The 14,708-nt window shown below is 59.4% G+C and carries 15 protein-coding genes; 7 read left to right on the top strand and 8 right to left on the bottom strand.

Going from position 1 to position 14,708, the window contains the following annotated elements; genetic code table 11:
• Positions 1–28 precede the first annotated feature (28 nt).
• Positions 29–490 carry a VOC family protein gene (locus CFE47_RS21845; protein WP_286840401.1) on the bottom strand — a complete coding sequence of 154 codons (462 nt, stop codon included), beginning with the start codon at positions 488–490 and terminating at the stop codon, positions 29–31.
• Between the two features lie 225 nt (positions 491–715).
• On the opposite strand from CFE47_RS21845, the gene CFE47_RS21840 reads away from it, so the two are divergent.
• The 3 genes from CFE47_RS21840 to CFE47_RS21830 are packed head-to-tail and all read left to right on the top strand — an operon-like array spanning position 716 to position 3,408.
• A complete protein-coding gene (locus CFE47_RS21840) occupies positions 716–1,939 on the top strand; it encodes an SfnB family sulfur acquisition oxidoreductase (RefSeq protein WP_286840400.1) in 1,224 nt (407 codons plus the stop codon).
• A gap of 3 nt (positions 1,940–1,942) precedes the next feature.
• Complete coding sequence (locus tag CFE47_RS21835) at positions 1,943–2,608, top strand: methionine ABC transporter permease (RefSeq protein ID WP_065901293.1); 666 nt, start codon at positions 1,943–1,945, stop codon at positions 2,606–2,608.
• A gap of 29 nt (positions 2,609–2,637) precedes the next feature.
• Positions 2,638–3,408 (top strand): MetQ/NlpA family ABC transporter substrate-binding protein, encoded by a 771-nt coding sequence (locus CFE47_RS21830; RefSeq protein ID WP_185710632.1) that lies wholly within the window; start codon positions 2,638–2,640, stop codon positions 3,406–3,408.
• A 146-nt stretch (positions 3,409–3,554) separates the two neighbouring features.
• Here the strand turns inward: CFE47_RS21830 and soxR are convergent, their stop codons facing one another.
• Positions 3,555–3,998, bottom strand: a complete 444-nt coding sequence (gene soxR, locus CFE47_RS21825; protein ID WP_185710633.1) for a redox-sensitive transcriptional activator SoxR — start codon at positions 3,996–3,998, stop codon at positions 3,555–3,557.
• 100 nt (positions 3,999–4,098) lie between these two features.
• On the opposite strand from soxR, the gene CFE47_RS21820 reads away from it, so the two are divergent.
• A complete protein-coding gene (locus CFE47_RS21820; protein ID WP_286840398.1) occupies positions 4,099–4,464 on the top strand; it encodes an antibiotic biosynthesis monooxygenase in 366 nt (121 codons plus the stop codon).
• Here the strand turns inward: CFE47_RS21820 and CFE47_RS21815 are convergent.
• The 4 genes from CFE47_RS21815 to msuE all read right to left on the bottom strand — a co-directional run bounded on the left by CFE47_RS21815 (position 4,453) and on the right by msuE (position 8,616).
• Positions 4,453–5,556, bottom strand: coding sequence for a sigma-54 interaction domain-containing protein (locus tag CFE47_RS21815; RefSeq protein WP_286840397.1), 1,104 nt, complete (start codon positions 5,554–5,556; stop codon positions 4,453–4,455). The two genes, CFE47_RS21820 and CFE47_RS21815, sit on opposite strands and share 12 nt — an antisense overlap.
• 12 nt (positions 5,557–5,568) lie before the next feature.
• The gene (locus CFE47_RS21810) at positions 5,569–6,756 is read right to left on the bottom strand and encodes an acyl-CoA dehydrogenase family protein (RefSeq protein WP_185710636.1); all 1,188 of its coding nucleotides are present in this window, start codon (positions 6,754–6,756) and stop codon (positions 5,569–5,571) included.
• A gap of 147 nt (positions 6,757–6,903) precedes the next feature.
• Complete coding sequence (ssuD, locus tag CFE47_RS21805; RefSeq protein WP_286840396.1) at positions 6,904–8,043, bottom strand: FMNH2-dependent alkanesulfonate monooxygenase; 1,140 nt, start codon at positions 8,041–8,043, stop codon at positions 6,904–6,906.
• Positions 8,044–8,052: 9 nt separating this feature from the next.
• Positions 8,053–8,616, bottom strand: a complete 564-nt coding sequence (gene msuE / locus CFE47_RS21800) for an FMN reductase (protein WP_286840395.1) — start codon at positions 8,614–8,616, stop codon at positions 8,053–8,055.
• 399 nt (positions 8,617–9,015) lie between these two features.
• Between msuE and CFE47_RS21795 the strand changes: the two genes are divergently transcribed.
• The 3 genes from CFE47_RS21795 to CFE47_RS21785 all read left to right on the top strand — a co-directional run bounded on the left by CFE47_RS21795 (position 9,016) and on the right by CFE47_RS21785 (position 12,537).
• Positions 9,016–9,285 (top strand): hypothetical protein, encoded by a 270-nt coding sequence (locus tag CFE47_RS21795; RefSeq protein ID WP_286840394.1) that lies wholly within the window; start codon positions 9,016–9,018, stop codon positions 9,283–9,285.
• A 233-nt stretch (positions 9,286–9,518) separates the two neighbouring features.
• Positions 9,519–10,679 carry a cysteine desulfurase family protein gene (locus CFE47_RS21790; protein WP_286840393.1) on the top strand — a complete coding sequence of 387 codons (1,161 nt, stop codon included), beginning with the start codon at positions 9,519–9,521 and terminating at the stop codon, positions 10,677–10,679.
• 49 nt (positions 10,680–10,728) lie between these two features.
• Positions 10,729–12,537 carry an aminopeptidase P family protein gene (locus CFE47_RS21785; protein WP_286840391.1) on the top strand — a complete coding sequence of 603 codons (1,809 nt, stop codon included), beginning with the start codon at positions 10,729–10,731 and terminating at the stop codon, positions 12,535–12,537.
• Between the two features lie 305 nt (positions 12,538–12,842).
• Here the strand turns inward: CFE47_RS21785 and CFE47_RS21775 are convergent, their stop codons facing one another.
• Positions 12,843–13,124: a hypothetical protein gene (locus CFE47_RS21775; RefSeq protein ID WP_185710643.1), complete on the bottom strand. Its 282-nt coding sequence runs from the start codon at positions 13,122–13,124 to the stop codon at positions 12,843–12,845.
• 168 nt (positions 13,125–13,292) lie between these two features.
• Positions 13,293–14,180, bottom strand: coding sequence for a threonine/homoserine exporter RhtA (gene rhtA, locus CFE47_RS21770; RefSeq protein ID WP_286840390.1), 888 nt, complete (start codon positions 14,178–14,180; stop codon positions 13,293–13,295).
• Positions 14,181–14,708: the final 528 nt, after the last annotated feature.

Raw genomic sequence — 14,708 nt, 5'->3', positions numbered from 1 at the left:
CAGTTTTAGATGTGTAGGCAGCTGGATCTCAGCCCTGCTTGAACATCTCCTCGGCACGCTGGCGGATCTGCGCCTCAGTCAGATCCTCCTTGTGGGTTGCCAGGAACCACACATGCCCGAACGGATCCTCCAGCGTACCCGAGCGGTCTCCGTAGAACTGGTCCTTGGGTTCGGAGATTGGCGTGCCACCGGCGGCGATGGCTTGTTTGTACTGCGCATCGACATCGTTGACGTAAAGGTGGATGCCCACGCTGGTGTGGCCATCGCGCGGGCTGCCGAACGGGCTTTCAGCGCAAGGCGAGCCGAGCATGATCGGCGAGTCACCGATGCGCAGTTCGGCGTGGCCGACCTTGCCGTCGGGCATGTCCAGGCGCATGACCTCGGTGGCATTGAAGGCTTGCTTGTAGAACTCGATGGCTTCGGCGGCTTTATCGACGCCCAGGTACGGCGTGATGCTGTGGAAACCCTCTGGAACAGGCTTGACGCTCATATCGTTCTCCTTGGGTGGTGGTGTGGAGGTACGGCCCTTTAACTATAGGCCACGTACCGCGCGGCCTGCGGGCAGCCGACAAGGTGTTCGCCAGGCAACAGTGAACGGGCAGTTTGCTGCGCCATAAGCGGCCTTTTTCGTGGTTTTTGCGCTCAACCCCACGGTTTCAGCGCTCGGCACAGAAGCTGCAATGCACAAGGCAAACCATTCGCCCGAGAGCGTTGTATGTCTGTATTGCCTGTATCTGCCGATTACCCGATCCACACGCCCCACGCCGACCTGATCCGTGATGAAGCCGAGGCGATTGCCGTGGCGCATCGTGTTGCCGCCGTATTGCTGGAGCAGGACGCCGAACGTGACCGCACCCGTCAGGTGCCCGCCGAGGTGGTAGACCTGTATTCCAACAGCGGCCTGTGGGGCATCAGCGTGCCGCGCGAGTTTGGGGGGGCGCAGGTGTCCTACGCGGTGCTCGCCCAGGTGATTGCGATTATTTCCGCCGCCGACCCATCCCTGGGGCAGATCCCGCAAAACCACTATTGCCTGCTGGAAGACATTCGCCTGCAAGGCACGCCCGAGCAGCAGGCGCATTTCTTTGGCTTGGCATTGCAGGGGCATCGTTTTGCCAATGCGCTGTCGGAAACCGGCGGCAAGAACGTGCAGGACATTCAAGCCACGATTCGCCGCGAAGGCGACGGTTACGTGATCAACGGGCGCAAGGGCTATTGCACCGGTTCGTTGTACGCTCACTGGCTGGCGGTACTGGCTCTGGACGAACAGCAAAATGCGCAGTTGGCGTTCGTAAAGCGCGGTACTGACGGACTCGTAGTGGTCGACGATTGGGACAGCATGGGCCAGCGCACCACGTCCAGTGGGACGGTGCTGGCGCAAGACCTGCGCGTGCCGGCGTTCAACCTTTTTCCTACTCATAAATCCTACGATTCGCCGACCTTGGCCGGCCCTTTCGCTCAGCTGACCACCGCGGCCATCGACGCCGGCATCGCCCGCGCGGCACTGCGTGACACGGTGCAGTTCGTGCAGCAATTCGCCCGGCCGTGGATCGACGCCGGTGTGGAAAAGGCCAGTGAGGACCCGCTGACCATCATCCAGGTTGGCGCCCTGGACATTCGCCTGGAAGCCGCCGAAGCCCTGTTGGAACGTGCAGGTTTTGCCCTCGATGCTGCACGCCCGGCGCCGAATGAAGACAACGTCGCCCATGCCTCCCTGGCGGTCGCCCGTGCCAAGGTGCTCACCACCGAAATTGCCATCGACGCCAGCAACAAATTGTTTGAGTTGGGCGGCACACGCTCCACCTTGAAGAAGCACAACTTCGACCGCCACTGGCGCAACGCACGGGTGCATACCCTGCACGACCCGGTGCGCTGGAAGTACCACGTCGTGGGCAACTGGCTGCTCAATGGCGCCAAGCCACCGCGCCACGACTGGTCGTGATCCATGGCCGAACTGTTCAAGAACATTTACTGGGCCGACATCGGCCAAGCCTGCCTGGAAACCCTGAGCATGCTCACAGCGGCCCTGGGTTTTACCGTGCTGTTGGGGTTGCCGCTGGGGGTGCTGCTATTCCTCACCGGCAAGCGCCAATTGCACGAAGCGTTGGTGGTGTATCGGCTGTTGTCGGTAGTGGTCAACGTGCTGCGTTCGCTGCCGTTCATCATTTTGCTGATTGTGCTGATCCCGCTGACCACCTTGCTGGTGGGCACCTCCCTTGGCGTACCGGGCACGATTCCGCCGCTGGTGGTGGGGTGCACGCCGTTTTTTGCGCGGCTGGTGGAAACCGCGCTGCGTGAGGTGGATCGCGGTGTTGTCGAGGCCACCCAATCCATGGGCGCCAGCACTTGGCAGGTGATCCGCCACACGCTGCTGCCGGAGGCCCGGGGTGGGCTGCTGGCAGCGGTGACCGTGACCGCGATTGTGCTGGTGGACTACACCGCCATGGCCGGGGTGATTGGTGGCGGTGGCCTGGGTGACCTGGCGATTCGTTATGGCTACCAGCGGTTCCAGACCGACGTGATGGTGGTCACCGTGGTGCTGTTGTTGGTGCTGGTGCAGGCCCTGCAGATGACCGGTGATCGTTTGGTGGCGCGTTACAGCCGCCGTTAATTCTTATAGCAACTGCCTTCGGAGCACGTATGAAAAAGTCCCTGGCCATCTTGGCCGCTGTCCTGTCGTTCAATGCCTTTGCCAACGAAACGTTGGTGGTGGGCGCTACACCCGTGCCGCACGCGGAGATCCTGGAATTCGTCAAACCGGTACTGGCCAAGGAAGGCGTGGACCTGCAGATCAAAGTCTTCACCGACTTTATCCAGCCCAACCAGCAACTGGCGTTGAAGAACATCGACGCCAACTACTACCAGTACCGCCCGTTCTTAGATGATTACAACAAGACCCGCCACACCGACCTGGTGCCGGTAGTGGGCGTGCATATCGAACCGTTTGGTGCGTACTCGACGCGCATCAAGAACATCTCGGAGTTGAAAGACGGCGCCACCGTGTCGATCCCCAACGACCCGGTCAACACTGGTCGTGCCTTGGTGCTGTTGGACGAGGCGGGCCTGATCAAACTCAAGGACCCGAGCAACACCCTGAGCACTCCGCGGGATATCGCGGAAAACCCCAAGCACCTGAAAATCCGTGAGCTGGAAGGTGCATTGCTGGCGCGTTCGGTGAGTCAGGTGGATTTGGCGTTCGTGTTTGCCAACTACGCGCTGGAAGCGGGGATCGATACCAACAGTGCGTTGATCGTGGAAAAGGGCAAGTCGCTGTACGTCGAGTACCTGGTAGCGCGGCCGGACAACATCAACGATCCGCGCATTCAGAAGCTGGCCAAGGCGCTGAATTCCGATGAAGTGCGCCAGTTCATCCTGACCCGCTACAAGGGCCAGATTGCTCCGGGGTTCTAAAATCCACACAGGTTTAATGTGGAACTGGGCTTGTGTGGGAGCGGGCTTGCTCGCGAATACGGTGGATCAGTCGAAATATCGGTGACTGACACACCGTATTCGCGAGCAAGCCCGCTCCCACATTGAGTGCGGTTTACACATCCAAATTATGGCGTTGGCTCCAATAGCTGAGCCCCCGGCCCGCGCTCCCCCAACTGATCATCCTGATTACGCAACGGGCACGCTTCCAACGACAAACACCCGCAGCCAATACAGCCATTGAGCTTGTCGCGCAGCAGCAACAACTTGTTGATGCGCTCATCCAGATCTTCCCGCCACAACGCCGACAGGCGCTCCCAGTCCTTGGCCGTGGGCGTACGCCCATCCGGCAGCGTCTGCAACGCCTCACCAATGGTCGCCAACGGAATACCCAACCGCTGGGCAATCTTGATCACCACCACCCGCCGCAACACATCACGTGGATAACGCCGTTGGTTCCCCGCATTGCGATTGCTCTTGATCAGCCCCTTGGTCTCGTAGAAATGTAGGGCCGTGACCGCCACGCCGCTGCGGGCCGCCAGTTGGCCGACGGTAAGTTCTTTGTTCAGCATGAAAAGCTCCGAAACAACGCTTGACCTTGACTTAACTAGAGGTTTTACCCTGCGTGGCATCGAATCGCAAGATTCTGCCTACAGAAAAAGGGGAGTGTTCATGCAGGTATCAGAGAAGAATCGCAGTTTCGCTCAACTGATCGAATTCCAGATCGAACCCCGGCAACAATCTGCCCTGGTGGCTGCGCTGTCGATGCAGAGCGAGCGCCTGGCGGAGGGCCATGGCGGTTTTATCCATGCGAGCGTGCAGGTCAGCGATGACGGTCGGCGCGTGCTCAACTACCTGCAATGGCGCTCCCGCGAGGACGGGGAAGCCGCCTTTAAATGCTTCGAGCACGGTGAGGAGGATTTCTGGACGTTGATTCGCGCGCACCAGGCCACAGCAGTGACCTTTGGGTCCTTCCAGGTGCTGCGCAGTTTCGAGCGCAGCCATGATGACGCATTGCATTGCCGTCTAAATGGATAGGTGCAACATGCGCTCGCCTTGCACATTTTCGCCGGGGCGACGTTTGTTTACGGCCAGCTCGCCGATCTTGATCAAGCGGGTGCGGGTCACGTTGCGGCTCAGGCCCAAAAGGTTGGCGGTGTGCACCTGGTTGTAATGGCTGAAACGGTAGGCGGCACGTAGCAGGGCGTCTTCGACTTTTTCATGCAGGGCGCCCGCCTGTTCTTCGAAGAGTTTTTGAAACGCACGCGCCAGCAACGCTTCGGCGCTGTTATCGGTGCCGTGCTGGTTGTCGTCCTGACGCTCGATGCGCATGTTCGACAGGCGCAGGTCATCGCGTTCGATCACACCGTTACGGCAGATCAGCAGGGTGTGGTGAATCACGTTTTCCAGCTCGCGGATATTGCCCGGCCAGCTGTAGCTTTTAAGCTTGTGTTCGGCCTCGCGGCTGATGGTGATCTCGCCGTAGCCCAAGCGTTGGCTGTACGCCTCGATAAAGTGCCGGGTCAGCGGCAAGATATCGCCGGGCCGATCACGCAGCGGGCTGAGTTCCAGGCTGACCACATCCAGACGGTAGTAAAGGTCTTCGCGGAAATGCCCAGCGTTGATGGCCTTTTCCAGTTGCACGTTGGTTGCGGCCAATACGCGCACATCAATCGGAATGCTCTTACGCGAACCTAGGCGTACGACTTCGCGCTCTTGTAGGACACGCAACAGCTTGACCTGGATCGCCATCGGCAAGTCGCCGATCTCATCGAGGAACAAGGTGCCGCCGTCGGCCTCTTCGAACCAACCGGCCTTGGCGCTGAGGGCACCGGTGAAGGCGCCTTTTTCGTGGCCGAACAACTCGGCTTCCACCAGGGACTCGGAGAACGCGCCGCAGTTCACCGCTACGAAGGGCCGGTTGCGCCGGGCACTGAGGTTGTGGATATGCCGCGCCACCAGCTCTTTACCGGTACCGGTTTCGCCGATGATCAACACGCTGGCTTCGCTGGGCGCCACTTGCTGGATATGGTCGAGCAACGCCTGGGATTTAGGGTCTTCAAAGACTTGGGCCGTGGCGCGGATCGAGGTCGCGAGTGCGGGCGAGGGCGGTAGGGTTAAAAGCTGCATGGGCACCTCTTCTCAGGAATAGAACGTCGGGATCGGCAGGGATTGGTTCAATGCCCAGTCCCCCAGTTCGTGGAGTTTGTAGTCCACCGGGTCGTGCAGGGTTTGTGTGCGCAGGTTGCGCCAGTGGCGGTCCAGGCGTAGTGACGCATGGGTGGAGCGCGCGCCGGTGACTTCGAACAGACGGCTGCACAGCGCCAGACCCTCGCGGGTGGCGGCGACTTTCGCGGTGGCGATGGCGATGGCCAGTTGGCCGCGTTCGTTTTCGCTGAGGTTGGGGCCTTTGGCCCAGGCGTGGTCGAGCAGTTCGGCGGCGCGTTCCACCAGCAGGCGCACACCTTCCAGTGCCACCCAGAATTCGCCGTAGTGATGCAGCACATAAGGGTCTTGGCGGACGTCTTCGGCCGAGGATTTATGCCAGGAGCGGGTTTCGGTCAGGGTGTAGGTGCGCGCCTCCTCAAAGGCGCCTTCGGCAATGCCGAGGAACATATGCGTGAACGTCAGTTGGGCGATCAAGGGGCGCAGGCAGGCGAACGGCGTGCTCAGCGGGCCTGGGTCGAGCAGCAATTCCGATTCCTCGACGCGCACCCGTTCGAAGCTGGCGCTGCCGCTGTCGGTCTGGCGCTGGCCGATATTGTTCCAGTCGTTGTGCAGGGTGATGCCGCTGCGGCCGCTGGGGATTGCGGCGATCAACAGTTTGCCGCCGGCCGTTTCATCCACTGCCGAGGCAATCAGCATTTCCGAGTCGCTGGCGCCGGAGCAGAAGCTCTTCTTGCCAGAGAACTCGCGCCAGCCGCCAAAGTCCTTGACCACGGTGCGGGTGTCCAGCGGGTTGAGGGCGTTGCCCCAGAACCAGTTTTTGCGTGCGGTCTGTTCGAACCAGGGTTGCCATTGGTCCGGGCGCGAAAACAGGCGCACGGTGGCGAGCATCAGGTGGTGGAAGCCGAAGACATGGGCGATGGAGCTGTCGACCTTGGCGAATTCACGCACGATGCCCAGGGTGTCGCTCCAGCGTGCGCCGAGGCCGCCGTATTGGGTGGGAATGCTCAGTGCCAGCAGGCCACTTTGGCGCAGGGCATCACGTTCGGCTTTGGGGGTGCCACCGCGCTCGTCACGCTCGACAGCGGTGAGGGCGAATTCGGCGGCCAGCAATTTGGCGGTCTGCAACGGTGATGGCAGGACGCTATGGGGTTTGGCTGTCACGCGGTGTTCCTCTATATCGATTTGGCAATCAAGGCCAAATGTGGGAGCTGGCTTGCCTGCGATAGCATCACCGCGGTATCACTGAAACACCGAGTCGCCTGCATCGCGGGCAAGCCCGGCTCCCACACAAAGCTGTTATCAGCGCGTTCAGGGTTTGTTCGGCAACACATCGTTGGCAATCATTTCGCCAAACGGCCCAGTGAGGTTGGTGATGCCACGCCCGGCAAGGCTGGCATAGGGTTCTGGCAGCAACGGGAACACCAACTCGGCAAAGCGATACGCCTCTTCCAAGTGGGGGTAACCGGAGAAGATGAAGCTCTCTATCCCCAGGTCGGCGTATTCCTTGATGCGCTCGGCCACTTGTTGTGGGTTACCCACCAGCGCCGTACCGGCACCGCCGCGCACCAGGCCAACGCCGGCCCACAGGTTGGGGGCGATTTCCAGGTTGTCGCGGCGACCATCATGCAGGGCCGCCATGCGGCGCTGGCCTTCGGAGTCGAAGCGCGAGAAGGATTTTTGCGCCGCTGCGATGGTTTCGTCGCTGATGTGCTCGATCAGTTTGTCGGCGGCTTTCCAGGCGTCTTCTTCGGTTTCGCGCACGATCACGTGCAGGCGAATACCAAACTTCACGGTGCGCCCGTGGCGAGCCGCACGTTCCCGTACATCCGCGAGTTTTTCCGCGACGGCGGCGGGTGGTTCGCCCCAGGTCAGGTACACGTCCACCTGCTCGGCGGCAAGGTCGTGGGCGGCATCCGAAGAACCGCCGAAGTACAGCGGCGGATAAGGCTTCTGCACCGGTGGGTAAAGCGCCTTGGCGTTCTGTACGCGCAGGTGTTTTCCTTCGAAATCTACCGATTCGCCCTGCAACACGCGGCGCCAGATCTTGAGGAATTCGTCGGAGACTTCGTAGCGTTCACTGTGGTCGAGGAAACTGCCGTCGCCACGGTTTTCGTCGGGGTCGCCGCCGGTCACCACGTTGATCAGCAAGCGGCCGTTGGACAGCCGATCAAGGGTCGCCGCCATCCGTGCGGATACCGTCGGCGAGATGATGCCCGGACGTATCGCCACCAGGTAACGCAGGCGTTCGGTCAGCGGCACCAGCGCCGAGGCGATGACCCAGGAGTCTTCGCACGAGCGCCCGGTAGGAATCAACACACCGTGGTAACCCAGGCTGTCAGCCGCCTGCGCGACTTGCTTCAGGTAATTGAGAGTGACCGGCCGTGCACCTTGGGTGGTGCCCAGGTAATGACCGTCGCCATGCGTTGGCAGAAACCAGAAAACATCCATGACAAATCCTTAAGCGATTTTCAGCAGAGAAGGGGAGTGCGCTGCAAACAAAGGTGCTGCGCGTTCTGCCGCTAGTTGAATCCGGGCTTTTAATAATTCGCTGGTTATTTGGTAGTCGGTGAAGTCGGCCTCGGTGGCGTACACGCCGATCGGCAAAGTCAGTGCCTGGAAGAAACTGAACAGCGGACGCAGTTGGTGATCGAGCACCAGCGCGTGGCGGTCGCTGCCGCCTGTGGCCGCCAGCAGCACCGGGGTGTTGATCAGCGCATTGAGGCCAATCAAGTCGAATAGATGTTTGAGCAGGCCCGGGTAGGAGCCGCGATAGACCGGCGCGGCGACGATCAACAGGTCGGCTTGTTCGATGGCCAACAGTTGGGATTCGACGTCGGCGGGCAGTTCATCACGTGACAGCGCACCGCCCAATGGGCGAGCGATGTCGCCCAACTCGATCACAGTGCTTTGGATCGGCAGCAAAGTGGCCAGTTCGGCCAGCACGGCCTGGGTCAGCACCAGGGTGCGGGACGGGCGCCAGGTTCCGCCGGAGAGGGCAACGACATTCAGGGGACGGGTCATGAACAGTTCCTTTTTCAACAGTGGTTCGTAGCAGGAGTAGTGCAACCTGTTGAGCAAGAGCTGTACCAACGGATGCAAGCCTTGATTGGCGTGGGCTGCGCGCTCACTGCTGAAAAAGCTGATGTTGTCAGCCTGCTGATTTGTTGAATGGCTGTTGCCTGGGCAACAGTTGCGTAGCGAACAGTACGTGTTGGGTGTTTGGCCATTTATAGAGGGTTACGGTTATTCCGTAAATGATCGTGTTTCTATACTGATAGATCATAAATGAATATGTGAAGACGCCTATCGAGGGTACATCGACGGTTGATAGCGACTATCGAGGGAGGTGATTTTTAACTGCTAAGGGGCGGGAGTAGCCTGTGTTCATTGACTTAAAGCCCACTTCGCAGAGCCGCCGCCATGAACCGATTCCTTGCTGTTGCCTTATTGTTTGTCACCGCCGTCCTTGCCGGGTGCGCCACCCATCCTTCGCCTGAATTGCGCCCGTACACGGGGCAAGAGTCCAAGCAGTTGGCACTGGAAGCACTGGGGCGTCGTGGGTTGTCGTTTGATGAATATCAACAGCAGCGCGCCGCGTTGATGGGTCAACCACAGAAGTCCTACGGCTTTGATCGCCAGGGTGAAATGAACGCCGAACGCAGTGTGACCCTGCATGGTCGTCCCAGTTGAGCTGGCGTGAAACGGCAAAAAGCCCGAGGCTTTCCCTAAGGAACCTCGGGCTTTTTGTTTTCCATGGCGCGACTTCAGCCTGTTAAGCTCAATTCCAGGAGCGTTCCTACGCACATTTACATTACGTGACCCTTTTTTAATGGCATTCGATCGGTTAAACCTGACGACCTCTGTCCCGGTCGATGCCCCTGAGACGCTGCTCTCGGGACCCTGCTCTGCGAGTCTTTAACGTCATGAATAAACGTCCGCTGTATTTCGACTACGCCGCCACCACCCCGGTGGATGAGCGAGTTATCCAGGTGATGGTCGAGTGCCTGGGCTTCAACGCCAATTTCGGTAACCCTGCGTCCAGTTCCCATGCTTTTGGCCAAGCGGCCCGGCAAACGGTTGAGCAGGCGCGTCGCCAGGTGGCCGATCTGGTCGGTGCCCAGGCTGAGCAAATCGTCTGGACCTCCGGCGCCACCGAGTCCAACAACCTTGCGATCAAGGGCGTCGCCCAGGCGCGTGGTGTGGCCGGTGGGCATATCATTACCAGCCAGATCGAACACAAGGCAACGCTGGACACCGCGCGGCAATTGCAGGAAGCCGGCGTGGCCGTGACCTACCTGGTGCCGGACGCCGACGGCTTGATCACTGCTGAGGCCGTCAGTGAAGCGCTGCGCGAAGACACTTTCCTGGTGTCGTTGATGCTGGTGAATAACGAACTGGGTACCCTCAATGACATCCCGGCCATTGGCGCGCGGGTTCGTGAACACGGCGCGCTGCTGCACGTGGACGCCGCGCAAGGTGCGGGCAAGGTGGCTATCGACCTGGCCGAGTGGCCGGTGGATTTGATGTCGTTTTCTGCCCACAAGTTGTATGGCCCCAAAGGAATCGGTGCGCTGTACGTCGGGCCTCGGGCGCAGCAGAAGGTGTTGGCGCAGATTCACGGTGGCGGCCACGAAGGCGGCTTGCGTTCCGGTACCCTGGCGACCCACCAGATTGCCGGCATGGGCACTGCGTTCGCGTTGGCGGCGGCGTCTTTCAATGAAGAGAAGGCAGTGATCGTAGCCTTGCGCCAGCGCCTGCTGGATCAATTGGCATCGGTTGCCGGCCTGCGCCTTAATGGCAGCGCTACGCAGCGTATTCCTCACACACTGAGCCTCACGTTTGGTGAAGGCGAGTTCAACTCCGCCGCATTGAGCGCCGGTATCGCGTTTTCCGCTACGTCTGCCTGCAATTCGGCGAGTAATGCGCCGTCCCACGTTCTTTTGGCGCTGGGCCATGATGCGCGTAGCGCTGGCCGAACCATTCGCTTGAGCCTGGGCCGGTTTACCACCGAGCAGGATATCGACCAAGCCGTGCAATTGATCAAGGCGGCACTCGCCAGTGCGCCGGCGTTTTGGGCGGTCTGATTTAACTTTCGCAACACATAATAATTATTCGTGGTTAGCAGGAGACACAATGAGTACGCAGCCCTTGACCCATGGAACGGTTCCCCAGCGCCTGGCGCATACCCGTGAACTGATGAGCCGCGAGGGCATCCATGCCCTGCTGGTGCCGTCGGCCGACCCGCACTTGTCCGAATACTTGCCGGGTTACTGGCAGGGGCGGCAATGGTTGTCAGGGTTTCATGGTTCGGTGGGGACGTTGATTGTCACTGCGGATTTCGCCGGGGTTTGGGCTGACAGCCGTTACTGGGAGCAAGCGACCAAGGAACTCAAGGGCAGCGGCATCGAATTGGTGAAACTGCAGCCGGGGCAACCTGGGCCTTTGGAATGGCTGGCAGAACAGACGCCCGAGGGCGGAGTCGTGGCGGTAGATGGCGCCGTGATGGCTGTGGCTTCGGCGCGCACGCTGGGCGCCAAGCTGGCTGAGCGAGGCGCGCGTTTGCGTACCGATATCGACCTGCTGGATGAAGTATGGCAAGACCGTCCTACCCTGCCGAACCAGCCGATCTACCAACACTTGCCACCGCAGGCGACTGTCAGCCGGGGCGAGAAACTCAGTGCACTGCGTGCAAGCCTGAAAGAGAAGGGCGCTGATTGGCACTTCATCGCGACCCTGGACGACATCGCCTGGTTGTTCAACCTGCGTGGCGGGGACGTCTCGTTCAACCCGGTGTTTGTGTCCTTTGCGTTGATCAATCAGCAGCACACCACTTTGTTTGTCGCGCTGAGTAAGATCGATGCCGAGTTGCGGGCTGTGCTGGAACAGGATGGCGTCACCCTGCGCGACTACAGCGAAGTGGCTGATGCGCTGCGCGCAGTACCGTCGGGTGCCAGCTTGCAGGTTGACCCGGCGCGCGTCACCGCGGGTTTGCTGGAAAACCTCGATCCAGGCGTCAAGCTGGTAGAGGGGTTAAACCCCACTACGTTGGCCAAGTCCCGCAAGAGCTTGGCTGACGCAGAACATATCCGCCAAGCCATGGAGCAGGACGGGGCGGCACTGTGCGAATTCTTCGCGTGGCTGGACAGTGCGTTGGGTCGTGAGCGCATCACTGAACTGACCATCGATGAGCACTTGACTGCTGCGCGTACTCGTCGCCCGGGCTACGTGTCGCTGAGTTTCAACACCATCGCCGCCTACAACGCCAACGGCGCGATGCCGCACTACCATGCTACTGAAGAAGAGCATGCGCTGATCGAGGGTGATGGCTTGTTGCTGATCGACTCGGGCGGCCAATACCTGGGCGGTACGACGGATATCACGCGGATGGTGCCTATCGGTAATCCGAGTGAAGAGCAGAAACGTGATTGCACCCGCGTGCTCAAAGGTGTGATTGCCTTGTCCCGTGCGCACTTTCCCAAGGGGATCTTGTCGCCGCTCTTGGACGCTATCGCCCGTGCTCCGATCTGGGCTGAGGGGGTGGACTACGGCCACGGTACAGGTCACGGCGTAGGCTATTTCCTGAATGTGCATGAAGGTCCGCAAGTGATCGCCTATCAGGCCGCCACTGCGCCGCAAACGGCGATGCAGCCTGGGATGATTACCTCTATCGAGCCGGGGACTTACCGTCCGGGACGTTGGGGGGTGCGCATCGAAAACCTGGTCTTGAATCGGGAAGTGGGCAAGACCGAATTTGGTGAGTTTCTCAAGTTCGAAACCCTGACCTTGTGCCCGATCGACGCCCGTTGTCTGGAGCCGTCACTGCTGACGAGCGACGAGCGCGAGTGGTTCAACGCCTATCACGCTGAGGTACGTGAGCGCTTGAGCCCTTTGCTCAGTGGTGCGGGGCTTGAGTGGTTGCAGGTGCGTACGGCGGCTATTTGATCGATTGCAGTTCGGGCGCCTGAGCATGTCGCGGTGATTGACGGGGAGGGGGCTCGAACATCCTGGTCAGATACTCGCGCAGGCAAGCTCAAGCCAATCATGGATGAGCGTCGATTCGGCCTGCAAACGGTAAGCGCGGCTTACGATTTACTCGCAAATGGCGCTCACGGACGTTCGGCGATCGAGATTTGAGCCTAGGCTTCATGCACGACGGTCAGGCGAGCCTGATCGACTGCCTGTAGGGCAAATGATGGGTTGGTGTCGGAAGTTGAATACGAGCAGTCGGAGGATGACTGCTCGGTCGACTATTTGCAGATGACGATCATGCTACGGCTCGTATAGCCGGCAGGGTTGAGTCCGAAGGGGTAGTCCCCTGGCTCTTCGGAGTTGTCGCCCGACTTGGCGATAACCCGGTAGCCCTTGGCTCCGCAGGAGTTGGTTGCGCTTGTGTAGCATTGGTCCCAGGAAGATGACAGGCCGGAACAGTTGATGTGCAGCCCTTTTTTGCCCCGTTTTACTTCTGTCTTGGTGGTCGCGGCGCAGCCAGCAACGGCAACGACCATTAACAGTATCAAAATTCGTTTCATTCCTATCCTTAATAGCCGCTTCGCAACAATGCTTTGAAGCAGGCTCTACTCGCTCTCGAGTGTAGCGTTCACGCTGTCCTTGTCGAAATTCTCCATGAATGACATTCGTTTACGGCCTAAACATGGCCTAAATGAGCGGCAAATACCAGAGCTACATTCAAAGATCGGTCAATCCGCCGGAACCAGCGGTTTTGACTCGTTATGCATGGTCAGTGTTGCACCAGCGGACGCCAGGATAATGCAGGTGATGGCCAGCCATTGCGCCAGGGACAGGTGTTCTTGCAGGAAGAGCAGCCCGGATAGTGCACCGAATGCCGGTTCGACGCTCATGAGGGTGCTGAAGGTGCGGGCGGGCAGCCGTGTCAGTGCGACCATCTCCAGGGTATAGGGCAGGGCAGTGGACAGGATAGCCACGCCAAGGGCGACCGGGATCAATGCAGGTGTCAGCAGTGCAGCGCCGGCATGGATGATGCCGAACGGCGCGACAAACAGTGCTGCGATCATCACACCAAGGGCAGCGGTTTGGACGCCGTTGTCGTTGCCGGCCTTTTGGCCAAACAGGATATACAGCGCCCAACAGACGCCTGCTCCCAGTGCGTAGGCCACGCCGAGCAGGTCGATGCTGTTGCTGGTTTCTCCCATTGGGATCAACAACAACAGGCCGACGATCGCGAGCGCGATCCACAGGAAGTCGACCGCCCGACGTGACGCATAGATTGCTACCGCAAGCGGTCCAGTGAATTCGAGGGCGACCGCAATCCCCAAGGGGACACTGCGCAATGACATATAGAAGAGAAAGTTCATCCCCCCCAATGCCATCCCGTAGACGATGACGGTGCGCAGGGACTTTGCTGTCAGCTTGGCACGCCATGGCCGTAATAGAAGCAGCATGATTACGCTGGCGAAAATCAGGCGCAGAGCGGTAGTACCTTGCGCGCCAACGATAGGGAACATGCTCTTTGCCAGCGAAGCGCCAGACTGGACGGAAGCCATGGCGATCAACAGCAGGCCGATAGGGAACAGTGCCGTGGCCAGGCTGCGAGGGGAGGTGGTCATTGGGGGGGTTTGTCCGAGGTCGTATTGGAAAATGAATCTGGCGCTATGATGCTTAACTGTTTTGAAATGAGCAATATATTGCTCATGCCAGGACGTTTATCGTTCTATATAGAGAGGGTTGAGTGATTTTTGGCTCTTTGATAGAAAATTCGAATTAAGGGCTTGACGGCAGATTCTGGAGGCCTATAATTCGCCCCACTTCCGGCGCAGTCGAAACGGAAAACTCCTTGGTAAACAATGAGTTATGTAGGTTTCGGCGGTCAGTTGCTTCAGTCCATCGAAGCCCGCAGGAAGTTGAAAAAGAGGTGTTGACAGCAGCGTGTAACGCTGTAGAATTCGCCTCCCGCTAACGAGTGATCGGAAGCGCAAGTGGTTGAAGTTGTTGAAGAAATCTTCGAAAACTTCTGAAAATAATCACTTGACAGCAAATGAGGCTGCTGTAGAATGCGCGCCTCGGTTGAGACGAAAGATCTTAACCAACCGTTCTTTAACAACTGAATCAAGCAATTCGTGTGGGTGCTTGTGGAG

The sequence above is a fragment of the Pseudomonas sp. PGPPP1 genome (genome assembly GCF_002255865.1).
Taxonomy (GTDB): domain Bacteria; phylum Pseudomonadota; class Gammaproteobacteria; order Pseudomonadales; family Pseudomonadaceae; genus Aquipseudomonas; species Aquipseudomonas cremoris.
This window is presented reverse-complemented; position numbering and strand designations above follow the sequence as displayed.

Bases quoted from the DNA above. Each gene is read 5' to 3' on its own strand.
- CFE47_RS21785 (WP_286840391.1), top strand. From the start codon at position 10,729: ATGAGTACGCAGCCCTTGACCCATGGAACGGTTCCCCAGCGCCTGGCG.
- msuE (WP_286840395.1), bottom strand. From the start codon at position 8,616: ATGACCCGTCCCCTGAATGTCGTTGCCCTCTCCGGCGGAACCTGGCGC.
- CFE47_RS21830 (WP_185710632.1), top strand. From the start codon at position 2,638: ATGAAAAAGTCCCTGGCCATCTTGGCCGCTGTCCTGTCGTTCAATGCC.
- CFE47_RS21840 (WP_286840400.1), top strand. From the start codon at position 716: ATGTCTGTATTGCCTGTATCTGCCGATTACCCGATCCACACGCCCCAC.
- CFE47_RS21845 (WP_286840401.1), bottom strand. From the start codon at position 490: ATGAGCGTCAAGCCTGTTCCAGAGGGTTTCCACAGCATCACGCCGTAC.
- CFE47_RS21835 (WP_065901293.1), top strand. From the start codon at position 1,943: ATGGCCGAACTGTTCAAGAACATTTACTGGGCCGACATCGGCCAAGCC.
- soxR (WP_185710633.1), bottom strand. From the start codon at position 3,998: ATGCTGAACAAAGAACTTACCGTCGGCCAACTGGCGGCCCGCAGCGGC.
- ssuD (WP_286840396.1), bottom strand. From the start codon at position 8,043: ATGGATGTTTTCTGGTTTCTGCCAACGCATGGCGACGGTCATTACCTG.
- CFE47_RS21820 (WP_286840398.1), top strand. From the start codon at position 4,099: ATGCAGGTATCAGAGAAGAATCGCAGTTTCGCTCAACTGATCGAATTC.
- rhtA (WP_286840390.1), bottom strand. From the start codon at position 14,180: ATGACCACCTCCCCTCGCAGCCTGGCCACGGCACTGTTCCCTATCGGC.
- CFE47_RS21795 (WP_286840394.1), top strand. From the start codon at position 9,016: ATGAACCGATTCCTTGCTGTTGCCTTATTGTTTGTCACCGCCGTCCTT.
- CFE47_RS21815 (WP_286840397.1), bottom strand. From the start codon at position 5,556: ATGCAGCTTTTAACCCTACCGCCCTCGCCCGCACTCGCGACCTCGATC.
- CFE47_RS21775 (WP_185710643.1), bottom strand. From the start codon at position 13,124: ATGAAACGAATTTTGATACTGTTAATGGTCGTTGCCGTTGCTGGCTGC.
- CFE47_RS21790 (WP_286840393.1), top strand. From the start codon at position 9,519: ATGAATAAACGTCCGCTGTATTTCGACTACGCCGCCACCACCCCGGTG.